We start from the raw sequence: 15360 nt of genomic DNA on the forward strand, positions 1-15360 counted from the left end.
CGTTGTGCCCCCCAGCCTGGTGAGGGTGGTGCTGCTGCGAACGGTACCCTCCCGGGCCCGGTCAGAAGAGGTCCTGCCCCGGCGCTCACACACAGGAACGGCCGGGGCCGGACCGAAGTGCCCCTGATGGCGCGTCAGCCAACCGGCGGGCGGACGGGGCGCCCTGGCCCGTTGCGTACGGGGTCCTGGGGCACCGCCGTCCGCCGGGTGCCGCGTCCCGTACGCGGAGTGCGGGACGCGGCGGGGCGTGGACGCCAGGCGGCGGCGCCGGGCTCCGGGCAACCGGAGACGAGCCGGGCCCGTGGCGCGGCGTGGACGCGCCGGGGCGGACGGCTCAGGCCGCGATCTCGGCGTGCGCGGCGAGCAGCATGGCCGGGTCCGGGCCCTCCAGAACGGTCGGCTTGGCCAGGCCGTCCAGGACGATGAAGCGCAGCCGGTCGCCACGGGACTTCTTGTCGACCTTCATCGTTTCCAGCAGCTTGGGCCACTGGTCGCCGCGGTAGGTCAGCGGCAGACCGACGGAGGCGAGGACGGTGCGGTGCCGGTCGGCGGTGGCGTCGTCCAGACGGCCGGCGATCCGGCCGAGTTCGGCGGCGAAGACCATGCCGACGGAGACCGCGGCGCCGTGCCGCCAGTTGTAGCGCTCGTTCTTCTCGATGGCGTGCGCCAGGGTGTGGCCGTAGTTGAGGATCTCGCGCAGACCGGACTCCTTGAGGTCGGCGGAGACCACCTCGGCCTTGACCCGGATCGCCCGCTCGATGAGCTCGGCGGTGTGCGCCCCGTCCGGGCGCTTGGCGGCCTCCGGGTCCGACTCGATCAGATCGAGGATCGCCGGGTCGGCGATGAAGCCGGCCTTGATGACCTCGGCCAGACCGGAGACGTAGTCGTGCACCGGCAGCGAGTCGAGCGCGGCCAGGTCGCAGAGCACTCCGGCCGGCGGGTGGAAGGCGCCGACGAGGTTCTTGCCCTCGGCGGTGTTGATCCCGGTCTTGCCGCCGACCGCCGCGTCCACCATGCCGAGCACGGTGGTCGGCACCGCGATCCAGCGCACCCCGCGCAGCCAGGTCGCGGCGACGAAGCCGGCCAGGTCGGTGGTGGCACCGCCGCCGACGCCGACGAGCACATCGCTGCGGGTGAAGCCGGACTGGCCGAGCGCCTTCCAGCAGTACGCCGCGACCTCGGCGGTCTTGGCCTCCTCGGCGTTCGGCAGCTGGATGGCGATCGCCTCGTAGCCCTGGGAGGCGAGGTCCTCGCGCAGCGCCTCGCCGGTGGCGGCCAGCGCCTCCGGGTGCAGCACGGCGACCCGCCCGCCCGTCACCCGCCACCGCCCCGAGTCGAGGCGCTCCGCGCCGCTGTGACACCCGCCGATCAGGCCGGGGAGTTCGCCGAGCAGCTGCCGCCCGACGAGCACCTCGTACGGGTCGGTGCCGGCCGTGCCGCCGACCTGGATACGGGTGGCCTGCTCCGTCATGCCTCTTCCTCCCTGTGGGCGGCCCGCGGGGCGTCTCCCGCGGCCGGCCGTAGCTCCAAAGCGTCCAGGATCGCCTCGGCGACCTGCTCGGGGGAGCGCTCCCCCGTATCGATCACGGCGCGCGCGACCTGGGTGTACAGCGGGCGGCGCCGCTCCATCAGCTCGCGCCACTGCTTGCGCGGGTTGACGGCCAGCAGCGGGCGGGGCGCGTCGAGGCCCACCCGCTTGACGGCGTCGGCGAGCTGGACGTCCAGGAAGATCACCGGCAGCCCGGTGAGCAGCGCGCGGGTGCCGTCGTCCAGGATCGCGCCGCCGCCGAGCGAGAGCACGCCCGGGTGGCTGTCCAGGGCGCTGCGGACGGCGGCCCGCTCCAGCTCACGGAAGTGCGGCTCGCCCTGGTCGATGAAGATCTCGGCGATCGGCCGGCCGGCCGTGGCGACGACATCGGCGTCGGTGTCGCGGTAGCCGACGCCCAGCCGCTCGGCCAGCAGGGCGCCCACCGTGGACTTGCCGGCCCCGGGCGGGCCGATCAGTACGACGACCGGCGAGGTCACTTGATCGCCAGGTTGTCGAGGAAGCTGCGCACATTGCGGCGGGTCTCCGGCACGCTGTCGCCGCCGAACTTCTCCAGCACCGCGTCCGCCAGCACGAGCGCCACCATCGCCTCGGCGACGATGCCGGCGGCCGGCACGGCGCAGACGTCCGAGCGCTGGTGGTGCGCCTTGGTCGCCTCGCCGGTGGTCACATCGACGGTCGCCAGCGCGCGCGGCACCGTCGCGATCGGCTTCATCGCGGCGCGGACGCGCAGGAGTTCACCGGTGGTCAGCCCGCCCTCGGTGCCACCGGAGCGGCCGGTCGTGCGCTTGATGCCGTCCTCGGTGGCCACGATCTCGTCATGCGCCTTCGAGCCGGGCACGCGCGCCAGGTCGAAGCCGTCGCCGACCTCGACACCCTTGATCGCCTGGATACCCATGAGGGCCGCGGCCAGCCGGGCGTCCAGCCGCCGGTCCCAGTGGACGTGCGAGCCGAGGCCCACCGGCACGCCGTAGGCCAGCACCTCGACCACCCCGCCGAGGGTGTCGCCGTCCTTGTGGGCCTGGTCGATCTCGGCGACCATCGCCTTGCTCGCGTCCGCGTCCAGGCAGCGCACCGGGTCGGCGTCCAGCTTCTCGACGTCGGAGGGCTTCGGGTAGACGCCGTACGGGGCCTTGGCCGCGGCCAGCTCCACGACATGCGAGACGATCTCGATACCGGCCGCCTCCTTGAGGAAGGACCGGGCGACCGCGCCCAGGGCGACCCGGGCGGCGGTCTCGCGGGCGGAGGCCCGCTCCAGGACCGGACGGGCCTCGTCGAAGCCGTACTTCTGCATCCCGGCGAGGTCGGCGTGGCCGGGGCGGGGGCGGGTCAGCGGCGCGTTACGGGCCAGCGCGTCCAGCACCTCCTGGTCCACCGGGTCGGCCGCCATGACCTGCTCCCACTTGGGCCACTCGGTGTTGCCGACCATCACGGCCACCGGCGAGCCCAGCGACAGGCCGTGCCGCACGCCGCCCAGGAAGGTGACCTCGTCCTGCTCGAACTTCATGCGGGCACCGCGGCCATAGCCGAGCCGGCGCCTCGCGAGTGCGTCCGCCACCAGCTCCGTGGTGATCGGGACCCCGGCCGGAAGGCCTTCCAGCGTCGCCACGAGTGCGGGGCCGTGCGACTCCCCCGCCGTCAGCCAGCGCAACCTGCTCAACGGTGCTCCTCATGTACTGCTCATCCGCGTACGGTCTCCCCCTGATCCTCCCACGTCGCACCGACAGGGCGGCGCCCAGTCCAGGGTGCGGACCGGACCTGCGGGAGCGGGCCGGGCGGATCAGCGGGCGAGGAGTGCCGCCTCACCGGCCCGGCGCATCGCGGCGAGCGGCGCCGGGGACCGCCCCGTCATCTGTTCCACCTGCAGGACGGCCTGGTGGACGAGCAGGTCGAGGCCGCCGACCACGGCGCCGCCGCGGTCGGCCCAGGCGGCGGCCAGCGCCGTCGGCCAGGGCTCGTAGAGGACGTCGAAGAGGGTGCCGGGCCGCGCGGGGACGGCGGCGGCGAGCGCGTCGGTGGTGCCCGCCGGGGTGGTGGCCACGGTCAGCGGCGCCTCGAAGGCCGCGGCGGCGTCCTCCCAGGGGGCGGTGCGGACCGCGACCCCGAGCCGCTCGCCCCAGCCGCGCATCTCCGCGGCGCGTGCGTCGCTGCGGACATAGGCGGTGACCTCGCCGGTGCAGATACGGGCGAGGGCGGCGAGCGCCGAGGAGGCGGTGGCACCGGCGCCCAGCACCGAGGCCCGCTCGACCTGCTGCACCCCGCGCTCGCGCAGGGCGGCCAGCATGCCGGGGATGTCCGTGTTGTCGCCGAGGCGTCGCCCGTCGCCGGTGAGGACGACGGTGTTCACCGCCTCGACCGAGGCCGCGGTCGGGGTGATCTCGTCGAGCAGCGGGATCACCGCGCGCTTGAGCGGCATGGTCAGCGACAGTCCCGCCCAGGTGGCGTCCAGGCGCGCCATGAAGGCGGGCAGCGCCGCTTCGTCGACCTCGTGCCGGCCGTACGTCCAGTCGTCGAGGCCCAACTCCCGGTAGGCGGCGCGGTGCAGCACCGGGGACAGGGAGTGGGCGATCGGGGAACCGAGCACCGCGGCTCGACGGGTGGCGCTCATTGCTTGGCTTTCCCGTGTTCCTTTTCGTAGATGCGCCGGTTGCGCTCATGCTCTTCGTTCGTCTCGGCGAACAGCGTCTTTTCCGGGTTGATCGAGACGAAGTAGTACCAGTTGCCCTTGGCCGGGTCGATGGCCGATTTGAGCGCCACCTCACCGGGGTTACCGATCGGGCCCGGCGGCAGCCCCTTGAACTTGTAGGTGTTGTAGGGGTCGTTGAAATTCCGCAGATTGTCGACGGACCCGGTGTCCAGGGTGCTCTGGGATTTCGCGTAGTTCACCGTCGAGTCGAAGTCCAGCAGACCGTAGGTCTCGGTGTTGTTCGGCTTGAGGCGGTTGTAGACGACGCGCGCGACCTTGACGAAGTCATGCTTGTACTTGCCTTCGGCCTGCGTGAGGCTGGCGACGGTCAGCAGCTGCATCGGCGAGGAGAGGTGGAGCTTTCGGGCATTCCCCTCCAAGTCGTAGCGCTGGTAGACCTGGTTGGCCCGCGCCACCATCTGCTTGAGCACCGCGGCCGGCTTCGCCTTGCCGCCCACGCTGTACGTCGACGGGTAGAGGAAGCCCTCCAGCGGGTCCTTTATCTTCGGGGAATCATCGGCCCAGGACGGCAGTCCGAGGTTCTTGGCGTCGCTCTTGGCCACGCCCTTGGTCGTGCCGGCCTTGAGATGGAGCTTCGTGTCGATGAGTTTGTAGACGTCGGCGGAGCGCAGGCCTTCCCGGATGGTGAGGCCGTTACGGCTCTTGGGATCCAGCATCAGCTCGATGGCCGCAGCGCCCGACATCTTCTTGCGGAGGGTGTATGTCCCCGATTGCAGGCTCTGCGCCTTCTTGTTCTCCCCGGCCGCGTCCGTGAAGGCACCGGCGCTCTTGATGACGCCCTTTTCCGCGAGGATCTGCCCCATTTCGGAAAGCGGTGAACCGTCCGGGATGTCGACCTGGATCTCGCCGGATCCCTCGCCCGCGTAATCGGGGGACAAGCCGAAATGGCTCACGAAGAAGTCATAGCCGAAGTACCCGACGGTCCCCGCGGCTCCGGCGAAGACCAGGGCGACGACCAGACAGGCCCGGCCGCTGCGCCGCTTGTTCTTCTTGTTCTTCTTGCCGCGGCGGTCGCGCCCGCCCCGGCCGTCCTCGCGCGGGTCCAGGTCGTCGCGGTCGTCGTCTTCGTCCTGGTCCGCGAAGAACGCATGCTCCGGCTCCGGCTCGCGCGGCTCCGGTGCCGCCCGCCAGTCGTCGCCCGGGCCCTCGTCGTAGTACGGCTCCGGATGCTCCGGGCTCTGCTGCTGAGGATGCGGCGGCTGCTGGTACCGCGGCTGCTGCTGCGTCTGCTGCATTTGCTGGGCCTGCTGGGCCTGCTGCCGCAGATGGTCCGGCTGCGGCGGCGGATAGCCGTCCGGCGTGCCGTAGTAATCGGGGCTCGCGCCGCTGTACGGATCGACCGGCTGCTGCTGCCCGTAGGGGTCGTACGGGTCGTACGGCACCTGTCCGCCCTGCGGGCCGTCCCAGCCACCGTTGTACTGCTGCTGAGGGTACGGCTCCGGCTGCTGCGGGGGATGCGGGGCGGACTGCCTGCCGTTCCACTGAGGCTGCTGGGCCTGGCCTCCGTAAGGACCCTGATCTCCGTAGAGCGGGTCCTCGGGGTGCCACGGTTCGGAGCCGTAGCCCCGGCCATACTCGGTCATCGATCCCCTAGAGCCGAGAGGCGGTGCGCTCCGGCCTGGCAGCGCGCTTGCAGGTACCCGACCCGCCTCTACTTGCACGCGCGGCTGTTCGAACGCCGCACATCGCGCGGAACGTTACCGTACCGCGATCAGATGACCACTTCGACGCTCTCTCCCGGAGGGGCCCCCGAGACGCGCTCGGTCTCCAGTGCGCTCTGCAGGATGACCACCGCCGCGGCCTGGTCGACCACCGAGCGGCCCTTCTTGCTCCGCACCCCCGAGGCCCGCAGGCCCTGGGTCGCGGTCACCGTCGACATCCGCTCGTCGACCAGCCGGACCCCTACGGGTGCGATGTTCCTGGCCAGCTCCTGGGCGAAGGCCCGGACCTTGGCCGCGGCCGGCCCCTCTCCCCCGTGGAGGGAGCGGGGCAGACCGACCACGACCTCGAGGGGTTCGTACTCCTCGACGATCGCCTTGAGCCGGCGGTGCGCTGACGGAACGTCACGCCCCGGGACGGTCTCGACGGGGGTGGCGAGGACCCCGTCGGGGTCGCACGAGGCGACCCCGATGCGGGCATCCCCGACATCCACCGCGATGCGCCGGCCGCGTCGCATCTCACTCACGCGCGTCAGGCCGCCTCGGCGACGAGGCGCTCGACGGCCTCGAGGGCCTCGGGCACCGCGGCGGCGTTCTGGCCACCGCCCTGGGCGACGTCCGGCTTGCCGCCGCCACCGCCGCCGAGCGTCTTGGCCGCGGCCCGGACCAGGTCACCGGCCTTGATGCCGCGCTCGCGGGCGGCCTCGTTGGTGGCGATGACCGTCAGCGGACGGCCGTTGGCCACCGTGAAAAGCGCCACAACGGCGGCCCGGCCGCCCTGGATCCGGCCGCGGACGTCGAGCACCAGCTTGCGCAGATCGTCGGCGGAGGTGCCGTCGGGGACCTGACCGGCGGCCAGCGCCACCCCGCGCACGTCCTTGGCGCCCTCGGCCAGCCCGGCGGCGGCCTGGAGCACCTTCTCGGCGCGGAACTTCTCGATCTCCTTCTCGGCGTCCTTCAGCTTGGCCAGGACACCGGAGATCTTCTCCGGCAGCTCCTCCGGACGTCCCTTGACCAGCTCGGTGAGCTGGGAGACGACGGTGTGCTCGCGGGCGAGGAACCGGTAGGCGTCCACACCGACCAGCGCCTCGACGCGGCGTACGCCGGAGCCGATGGAGGACTCGCCGAGCAGCTTCACCAGACCCAGCTGGGCGGTGTTGTGGACGTGGGTGCCGCCGCACAGCTCCTTGGAGAAGTCGCCGATGGTGACGACCCGGACCCGGTCGCCGTACTTCTCGCCGAACTCGGCGATGGCGCCCTGCTTCTTGGCGTCCTCCATGCTCATGACCTCGGCGTGCACATCGAGCTCACGGGCCAGCACGTCGTTGATCTTCTGCTCGACGTCGGTCAGGACCGTGCCGGGCACGGCGGCCGGCGAGCCGAAGTCGAAGCGGAAGCGGCCCGGGGAGTTCTCCGAACCGGCCTGGGCGGCCGTCGGGCCGAGGGCGTCGCGCAGCGCCTGATGGGTGAGGTGGGTGGCGCTGTGGGCACGGGCGATGGCCCGCCGGCGGGTGACGTCGATGGTGGCGTACGCGGCGGAGCCGACCACCACCTCACCGACCTGGACGACGCCCTTGTGGACCGTGACGCCGGGCACCGGCTGCTGGACGTCGCGGACCTCGACGACGGCGCCGGACTCCAGCTTGATCCGGCCGGTGTCGGCGAGCTGGCCGCCGCCCTCGGCGTAGAAGGGGGTGCGGTCCAGGACGACCTCGACCTCGTCGCCCTCGTGGGCGGCGGGGGCCGGGACGCCGTTGACCAGCAGGCCCACGACGGCGGACTCGCCCTCGGTGGCGCTGTAGCCGGTGAACTCCGTGGCGCCGGACGTGTCGGCGACCTCGCGGTAGGCGGACAGATTGGCGTGGCCGCTCTTCTTGGCCTGGGCGTCGGCCTTCGCGCGCTCCCGCTGCTCGGTCATCAGGCGGCGGAAGCCCGACTCGTCCACCGAAAGGCCCTGTTCGGCGGCCATTTCGAGGGTGAGGTCGATCGGGAAGCCCCAGGTGTCGTGGAGCAGGAAGGCCTTCTCGCCGGGCAGGACCGTGCCGCCGGCGGACTTGGTGTCGGTGACGGCGGTGTCGAGGATGTTGGTGCCGGCCTTCAGCGTCTTGACGAAGGCGGCCTCCTCGGCGAGGGCGACCGTCTCGATGCGGCGGCGGTCCTCCAGCAGCTCCGGGTACTGCTGGCCCATGGTCTTGATGACCACGTCCATCAGCTCACCGATGACCAGCCCGCTGGCCCCGAGCAGGCGCATGTTGCGGATGGCGCGGCGCATGATGCGGCGCAGGACGTAGCCGCGGCCCTCGTTGCCGGGGGTGACGCCGTCGCCGATGAGCATCGTGGAGGTGCGGATGTGGTCGGCGACCACGCGCAGCGAGACATCGGAGTCGTGCGCGGCGCCGTAGCGGACGCCGGTCAGCTCGGTGGCCTTGTCGATGACGACGCGCAGGGTGTCGGTCTCGTACATGTTCTGTACGTCCTGCAGGATCATCGCCAGGCGTTCGAGGCCGAGGCCGGTGTCGATGTTCTTGCTGGGCAGGTCGCCGAGGATCTCGAAGTCCTCCTTGCCCGTGCCCTGGCCCCGCTCGTACTGCATGAAGACGAGGTTCCAGATCTCCACGTACCGCTCGTCGTTGACGGCCGGGCCGCCCTCGACGCCGAAGTCCGGGCCGCGGTCGTAGTTGATCTCGGAGCACGGGCCGCAGGGGCCCGGGACGCCCATGGACCAGTAGTTCTCCTTCTTGCCCAGGCGCTGGATGCGCTCCTTGGGCACGCCGATGACCTCGTGCCAGATGCGCTCGGCCTCGTCGTCCTCGAGGTAGACGGTGATCCAGAGCTTCTCCGGGTCGAGGCCGTAGCCACCGTCGGCCTGCGAGCCGGTCAGCAGCTCCCAGGCGTACTTGATGGCGCCTTCCTTGAAGTAGTCGCCGAAGGAGAAGTTGCCGCACATCTGGAAGAACGTGCCGTGCCGGGTGGTCTTGCCGACCTCTTCGATGTCCGGCGTACGGACGCACTTCTGGACGCTGGTGGCACGCGGGGCGGGCGGCTTGACCTCGCCGAGGAAGTACGGCTTGAAGGGGACCATGCCCGCGTTGACGAGCAGCAGCGTCGGGTCGTCCGCGATGAGCGACGCCGACGGCACGACGGTGTGCCCGCGCTCCTCGAAGAAGCGCAGCCAGCGCCTGCGGATTTCAGCCGACTCCATCAGTGGTCCTCTTTTCCAGTCGGTCCGGTCAGACCGTGCGGTCCGGTTGTTCTCGTGGTTCGGTACTGCGGTTCGAGCACCGCACGCCGCGGTGCGGGCAGCTCGCGCACCTCGGCCGGCTCGCCGATGCCGAGGGCTTCGTGCAGCTGCTCTTCACGGTCCGCCATTCCGGTCCGTACGTCCAATGCAAATTGGCGCAGCCGGTGTCCGGTCTCGACCGCCTTGTCCGCGGCCTGCGCGGCGAGGCTGTCGGGCTGCAGCTTGCGCAGCTTGCGGTGGACCTTGTTGGTGGCCCACACGCCGGCGGCGGCGCCGGTGGTGAACCAGAATGCGCGGCGGAACATCGCGGTGATCAGTCCTTGGAGCGGCGGTTGCGGCGCCCGCCGCGGCGGGCGCCGGGCAGGGTACGGCCGACGACGACGGTGCGCTTCGACTCCGGTTCGCCCTTCTTGCCGATCGCGCGGCGCACCCCGTAGCCGAAGGCCGCCACCTTGACCAGCGGACCCCCGAAGGCGGAGGAGACGGTCGAGGAGAGCGCGGAGGCGTTGGCGGTGACCTCCTGGACGTCGGCCGCGATGGCGTCGACGCGGGCCAGCTGGCTGTGCGCGGAGCGGACGGTCGCGGAGGCGTCGGCCAGGAGCGGGACGGCCTGCTCGGACACCTCGGCCACCATCTTCGTGGTCGCCTTCAGCGTCTGTGCGAGCCTCACCAGCACGAGGGCGAGGAACGACACAAGGATCGCCCAGAAGACGGCCACGAGGATCCCGGCCACCTCTCCACCGGACACGTTGGCACCACTCTCCGACTGGTCTGGTCTGGTTTCGTCCTGCTCGAACGGCAACCTTGACCTTATCGCGCCGCGACTGCCCGCCCGCACCGCGTTCCCGGTGGCGCGCAGCGGATGCCGGGGGAATCCGGCGGCGTGATTGTACGGTCCGCATCCCGCCGAGTACGCTCCGTGTGCCATGCGACGCCTCACGCGCCCCGGCCCCGCCGCCCGCCCCTCCCCCGAGCGTCTCCGGGCACCGCGAAGGCCCGGGAATCTCCCCGCGGAACTCAACCGCTTCATCGGCCGCGGCGACGAACTGGCCGCGCTGGCGCGGGAGCTGGCCTCCGCCCGGCTCGTGACCCTCACCGGCCTCGGCGGCGTCGGAAAATCACGTCTTGCCGGACATAGCGCAGCGATCTTGCAGGATCGCTTCTCCGATGGGGTATGGCTGGTCGAACTGGCCTCGTTGCGCGAGGCACACCTGCTGGACCACGCCGTCGCCGAGGTCCTGGCGCCGGCCGGCTACGGCGGCCGCCCGGTGCGGGCCGCGCTGTGCGAGCACCTGGCCGACCGTGAGCTGCTGCTCGTCCTCGACGGGTACGAGCACCTGGTCGACGCCTGTGCCGAGCTGACCGCGGAGCTGCTGCGGCGCGCCCCCGGGCTGCGGGTGCTGGCCGCCGGCCGCCGGCCGCTCGGGCTCGGCGGCGAACGGATCGTGCCGCTCGCGCCGATGAACACCGCCGAGGCGAGTGCCCTGTTCGCCGACCGCGCGGCGTCCGTCGTCGCCGGCTTCACCGTCGGCCCGTCCGACGAGGCGGCGGTCGGCGAGCTCTGCGACCGGCTCGACGGCATCCCGCTCGCACTGGAACTGGCGGCCGGACGGCTGCGCGCGCTGTCCGTGGCCCAGGTGCTGCACCGGCTCGACGACCGCTTCCGGCTGCTGACCGGCAACGCCCGTGGCGCTCTGCCCCGCCATCAGACCCTGCGGACCGCGATCGGCTGGAGCCATGAGCTGTGCACGCCCGCGGAACGGCTGCTGTGGGCGCGGCTGTCGGTCTTCGCCGGGCAGTTCGACCTGGAGGCGGCCGAATACGTCTGCTCGGGCCCGGAGCTACCGGCCGACGAACTCCTCGACGTCCTCGCGGAGTTGGTCGCCCAATCGGTGCTGGTACGCGAGGAGACCGCGGCCGGGGTGCGCTACCGGATGCTGGACACCGTACGGGACTACGGCGCGCGCTGGCTGGCGGCGACCGGCGACGGCGACCGGCTGCGGCGCCGGCACCGCGACTGGTATCTGGGGCTGGCCACCTGGTGCGAGCTGGACTGGTTCAGCCCCCGGCAGGCCGAGATCGCGGCCCGGATCGAGGCCGAGCTGCCCAATCTGCGGGTGGCGCTGGAGCAGAGCCTGCAGAGCCCCGCCGATTCGCATCTGGGCCAGTATCTGGCCGGCACCCTGTGGTTCTACTGGGTGGCCTGCGGGCGGCTCGCGGAGGGCCGGCACTGGCTGGACCGGGCCCTGGAGCTGGAGAGCGACCACGACGACGCACGGATGAAGGCGCTGTGGGTGGCCGGCTATGTCGCAGTGCTCCAGGGGGACACCGTCGCGGCCCTCGGATCGCTGCAGCGGTGCCGCGACGAGGCCGAGCGGACCGGCAACGCCACCGCCGCCGCGTATGCGCTGCAGCGCACCGGCTGCCTGGCGCTGATCTGTGACGACATGCCGCGCGCCGAGGAGCTGCTGCGCCGGGCGCTGCGCCGCTACCGGGAGATCGGCGAGCTCAACAGCACGGTGCTGATGGGGCGGGTGGAGCTGGCGATGGCGCTGACCTTCCAGGGCGAGCTGGCGGACGCGGTGCGGCTGTGCGAGGGCGTCCTGGAGGTGTGCGAGGACCACGGTGAGCGCTGGACGCTGGCGTACGCCCAGTTCGTGCTGGCGTGTGCGGCCTGGTCGCGCGGGGACGGCGGGCGGGCGCGGGCGCTGCTGGAGAAGTGCCTGGCCATCGAGCACTCCTTCGGCGATCTGCTGGGTGCGGTGCTGGCGATCGAGCTGCTGGCCCAGGTGACGCTGGGCGAGGGCGATGCGGCGGAGGCGGCGGTGCTGCAGGGCGCCGCGGCACGGCTCTGGTCGTCGGTCGGGCTGCCGCTGTTCGGCTCGCGCCACTTCCACCAGCCCCATGCGCGGTGCGCGGAGCAGGCGCGCGAGCGGCTGGGGTCCGAGCGCTACGAGCACTGCCTGCGGGTGGGCGGGCGGCTCGATCTGGACGCGGCGGTGGCGCGGGCCCTGCGGTCCGCGGGCCCGGACTCCGCGGTCAGTCGTGCCGTGCGGGGCACGGCGTCCGGCACGAACGAACCCGCCGCCTCCCCCTCCGCGAGCGGCGGGGAGACGGCGGGCTGAGCGTGGTGCTGCGCCTGCTGTGGTGCTTAGCGGGCGTAGTACTCGACGACGAGCTGCTCGTCGCAGATCACCGGGATCTCCTTGCGGTTCGGGTCCCGGTCGAGACGGAACGCCAGAGCCGGCAGGTTGACCTCGAGGTAGCGCGGGGTCTCACCGTCGGTGTCGTAGCCACCCTCACGCGCGACCTGGAAGGGGTGCTTCTCGCGGCTGCGCTCGCGGACCATCACGACATCGCCGGGACGGACGCGGAAGGACGGCTTGTCGACCTTGCGGTCGTTCACCGAGATGTGGCCGTGGACGACCATCTGGCGGGCCTGGTAGATCGTGCGGGCGATGCCCGACCGCAGGACGAGCGCGTCCAGACGGCGCTCAAGCTCGATGATCAGCGCTTCGCCGGTCTTGCCATCGACCTTCCGAGCGCGGTCGTAGGCACGCGCCATCTGGCGCTCGCTGATGTCGTACTGCGCCCGCAGACGCTGCTTCTCCAGCAGACGGACCTTGTAGTCACTGGTCTGCTTGCGGCCACGGCCGTGCTCGCCGGGCGGGTAGGGACGGGCCTCGAAGTACTTGACGGCCTTCGGCGTCAGCGCGATGCCGAGCGCGCGGGACTTCTTGACCTTGGGACGCGACTGGTTCACGTGGAACGGACCTCCGTGTAAGTTAGGTGAGGCTTACCTTAGCGCGAGGAGAACGCATGTTTCGACCTGGGATCCCCCTGCCCGGTGCCGCTCAGAGCACAGAGGCGGGTCAGCCGCGTCCCAAGGAAGACGCCCAGCAGCCCTCTGCCGCCGAGCGCGTACGAACCCTCGTCGAGTCCCATGGTATGGCGTCACTGAGCGTCCCCGGCGTCGAGGACCCCGACGACAACGGGCTCTTCGGTCCGGTCTGCCGGGCCGTGACACCCGGTGGAGACGTGCTGTTGCTGGTTCCTGGCGACTGTGCGGCGGCCCGGGCCGCGGCACACGCCCAGGATGACGATCTGGCAGCCGTGATGGAGATCACGGATGTCGCACCGGTTTCGGTGCCCCATCGCATCCGGGGACGGGCCTGGATCGCCGGCTGGCTCACCCCCGTACGCAACGCGCAGCGCGCCGAGGCCGCGATGCTGCTGGCGGAGCGGCAGCCGGTGGGCGAGCTGCTCGGCATCGGCGAGGCACTGCAGCCGGACCCGGCGCCGGGCATGTACGGGCGGACGGCCTGGATGATGCTGCGCCTGGAGGTCGGCGAGTGCGCGGTGGACGATCTGTGGGGCACCGCGCCCGTCGAGCCCGACGCCTTCGCCGCGGCGGCCCCCGACCCGCTGATCGCCCATGAGGCGGACCTGCTGCAGCATCTGCACGCGGCGCACGGCGAGCAGGTCCGCGGGCTGTGTGCCCTGCTGGACGACACCGAAGCGGTCTGCGGGCTGCGCGACCGGGCGGTGCCGGTGAGCCTGGACCGCTTCGGGCTGCGGGTCCGCTTCACCGACGCCGGGCAGCGCTCCTACGACGCGCGGTTCGACTTCCCGGAGCCGGTGCGGGACGTGGCCGGGCTGCGGCGGGCGATGCACCGTCTCTTCGAGGCGGCGGGGGCGCGGTAGAGCCGGGGACGCAGTAGAGCCGGGGACGCGGTAATCGCGCGGGCGTGGCCGCACCTAGTCGGTGGCGCCCTCGCCGCCCGCGCCGCGCAGCCGGCCGCGGACCCGCTCGGCGACATCGGCATAGCGGGCCTCGGCACCGTGCCGGGTCGGTGAGTAGTAGCGCTTGCCGTGCACCTCGTCCGGCGCATACTGCTGCGCCGCGATGCCGCCCGGCAGGTCGTGCGGATACTGATAGCCCTGACCGTGGCCGAGCTTCTGGGCGCCCTTGTAGTGGCCGTCGCGCAGATGGAGCGGCACCGCACCCGCCTGACCGGCCCGGACGTCCGCCAGCGCGGCATCGATCGCGAGATACGCGGCATTCGACTTCGGCGCCAGGGCGAGCGCGATGGTGGCCTGGCTGAGGGTGATCCGCGCCTCCGGGAAGCCGATCAGCGCCACGGCCTGGGCGGCGGCGACCGCCGTCTGCAGCGCCGTCGGATCGGCCAGGCCGATGTCCTCGCTCGCCGAGATCATCAGCCGGCGGGCGATGAAGCGCGGGTCCTCGCCCGCCTCGATCATGCGCGCGAGGTAGTGCAGCGCGGCATCGACGTCCGAGCCCCGGATGGACTTGATCAGCGCGCTGGCGACGTCGTAGTGCTGGTCGCCGTCCCGATCGTACTTCACCGCCGCCCGGTCGACGGACTCCTCCAGCGTCCGGAGAGTGATCTCCTTCTCGCCCTTGGCCAGCGCGGATCCGGCGCCGGCCTCCAGAGCCGTCAGCGCCCGCCGGGCGTCCCCGCCCGCGATGCGCAGCAGATGCGCCTCGGTGTCCTCGGGGAGGGTCACCGCACCGGCCAGCCCGCGCGCATCGGTCAGCGCGCGCCGCAGCAGCCCGCGCAGATCGTCGTCCGTGAGGGGTTCGAGCGTCAGCAGCAGCGACCGGGAGAGCAGCGGCGAGATCACCGAGAAATACGGGTTCTCGGTGGTCGCGGCGATCAGGGTCACCCAGCGGTTCTCCACGGCGGGCAGCAGGGAGTCCTGCTGGGCCTTGCTGAAGCGGTGGATCTCGTCGAGGAAGAGGACGGTCTCCTTGCCGTAGCCGCCGGAGGCGCGCCGGGCGCCGTCGATGACCGTACGGACCTCCTTGACGCCCGCCGTGATCGCCGACAGCTCCACGAAGCGCTTGTTCGTCGCCTGGCTGACGACATACGCGAGGGTCGTCTTGCCGATGCCGGGCGGCCCCCACAGGAACACCGAGGACGGCCCCGCAGGGCCGCCGTTCCCCTCACCGACCAGCCGCCGCAACGGCGAGCCCGGCTTGAGCAGATGCTGCTGGCCCACGACCTCGTCGAGGGTGCGCGGACGCATCCGCACGGCGAGCGGGGACCCCGCGGGGTCCTTCTCCTGGCGGTCTTCGGCGGCGGCGGTGAACAGGTCGGGCTCCACGATCACGAGCCTAAGCCACCCCACTGACAACGCCCCGGCCGCCGTCATCGACGGCGGCCGGGGCGTGGAACGGGCTTCG

General features: G+C 72.0%; 13 protein-coding genes. 2 read left to right on the forward strand and 11 right to left on the reverse strand.

Annotated elements, in window-relative coordinates; all coding sequences use genetic code 11:
- Positions 1-334: 334 nt before the first annotated feature.
- The 9 genes from aroB to BKA18_RS06035 all read right to left on the reverse strand — a co-directional run bounded on the left by aroB (position 335) and on the right by BKA18_RS06035 (position 9900).
- Entirely contained in the window at positions 335-1471 is a 1137-nt protein-coding gene (gene aroB / locus BKA18_RS05995; protein WP_366045260.1) for a 3-dehydroquinate synthase, read from the reverse strand.
- Positions 1468-2025: a shikimate kinase gene (locus BKA18_RS06000; RefSeq protein WP_366045261.1), complete on the reverse strand. Its 558-nt coding sequence runs from the start codon at positions 2023-2025 to the stop codon at positions 1468-1470. Before BKA18_RS06000 ends, aroB begins: the two co-directional genes overlap by 4 nt.
- Positions 2022-3206: a chorismate synthase gene (aroC, locus tag BKA18_RS06005; RefSeq protein WP_006607466.1), complete on the reverse strand. Its 1185-nt coding sequence runs from the start codon at positions 3204-3206 to the stop codon at positions 2022-2024. The genes BKA18_RS06000 and aroC overlap by 4 nt, the downstream gene beginning before the upstream one ends.
- A gap of 120 nt (positions 3207-3326) precedes the next feature.
- Complete coding sequence (locus BKA18_RS06010) at positions 3327-4154, reverse strand: shikimate dehydrogenase (RefSeq protein WP_366045262.1); 828 nt, start codon at positions 4152-4154, stop codon at positions 3327-3329.
- Positions 4151-5836, reverse strand: coding sequence for an endolytic transglycosylase MltG (gene mltG, locus BKA18_RS06015; protein ID WP_366045263.1), 1686 nt, complete (start codon positions 5834-5836; stop codon positions 4151-4153). Before mltG ends, BKA18_RS06010 begins: the two co-directional genes overlap by 4 nt.
- A 128-nt stretch (positions 5837-5964) precedes the next feature.
- A complete protein-coding gene (ruvX, locus tag BKA18_RS06020; RefSeq protein ID WP_006607469.1) occupies positions 5965-6429 on the reverse strand; it encodes a Holliday junction resolvase RuvX in 465 nt (154 codons plus the stop codon).
- A gap of 14 nt (positions 6430-6443) precedes the next feature.
- Positions 6444-9113 (reverse strand): alanine--tRNA ligase, encoded by a 2670-nt coding sequence (gene alaS / locus BKA18_RS06025; protein WP_366045264.1) that lies wholly within the window; start codon positions 9111-9113, stop codon positions 6444-6446.
- Positions 9113-9457 carry a DUF6167 family protein gene (locus tag BKA18_RS06030; RefSeq protein ID WP_006607471.1) on the reverse strand — a complete coding sequence of 115 codons (345 nt, stop codon included), beginning with the start codon at positions 9455-9457 and terminating at the stop codon, positions 9113-9115. The genes alaS and BKA18_RS06030 overlap by 1 nt, the downstream gene beginning before the upstream one ends.
- An 8-nt stretch (positions 9458-9465) precedes the next feature.
- On the reverse strand, positions 9466-9900 hold the full coding sequence (locus BKA18_RS06035; protein ID WP_006607472.1) for a DUF948 domain-containing protein: 435 nt from the start codon (positions 9898-9900) through the stop codon (positions 9466-9468).
- A 178-nt stretch (positions 9901-10078) separates the two neighbouring features.
- Here BKA18_RS06035 and BKA18_RS06040 point away from each other — a divergent pair, with 178 nt between their 5' ends.
- Positions 10079-12277, forward strand: coding sequence for an ATP-binding protein (locus BKA18_RS06040; protein ID WP_366045265.1), 2199 nt, complete (start codon positions 10079-10081; stop codon positions 12275-12277).
- 26 nt (positions 12278-12303) lie between these two features.
- Here BKA18_RS06040 and rpsD read toward each other — a convergent pair whose 3' ends face one another.
- Positions 12304-12915: a 30S ribosomal protein S4 gene (rpsD, locus tag BKA18_RS06045; RefSeq protein ID WP_006607474.1), complete on the reverse strand. Its 612-nt coding sequence runs from the start codon at positions 12913-12915 to the stop codon at positions 12304-12306.
- 185 nt (positions 12916-13100) lie between these two features.
- Between rpsD and BKA18_RS06050 the strand changes: the two genes are divergently transcribed.
- Positions 13101-13856, forward strand: a complete 756-nt coding sequence (locus tag BKA18_RS06050; RefSeq protein WP_366045392.1) for a DUF2470 domain-containing protein — start codon at positions 13101-13103, stop codon at positions 13854-13856.
- 54 nt (positions 13857-13910) lie between these two features.
- Here the strand turns inward: BKA18_RS06050 and BKA18_RS06055 are convergent, their stop codons facing one another.
- Positions 13911-15281 (reverse strand): replication-associated recombination protein A, encoded by a 1371-nt coding sequence (locus BKA18_RS06055; RefSeq protein WP_040901868.1) that lies wholly within the window; start codon positions 15279-15281, stop codon positions 13911-13913.
- Positions 15282-15360: the final 79 nt, after the last annotated feature.

Origin of the sequence: Streptomyces auratus (assembly GCF_050433025.1) — a bacterium.
GTDB classification, from domain to species: Bacteria; Actinomycetota; Actinomycetes; order Streptomycetales; family Streptomycetaceae; genus Streptomyces; species Streptomyces sioyaensis.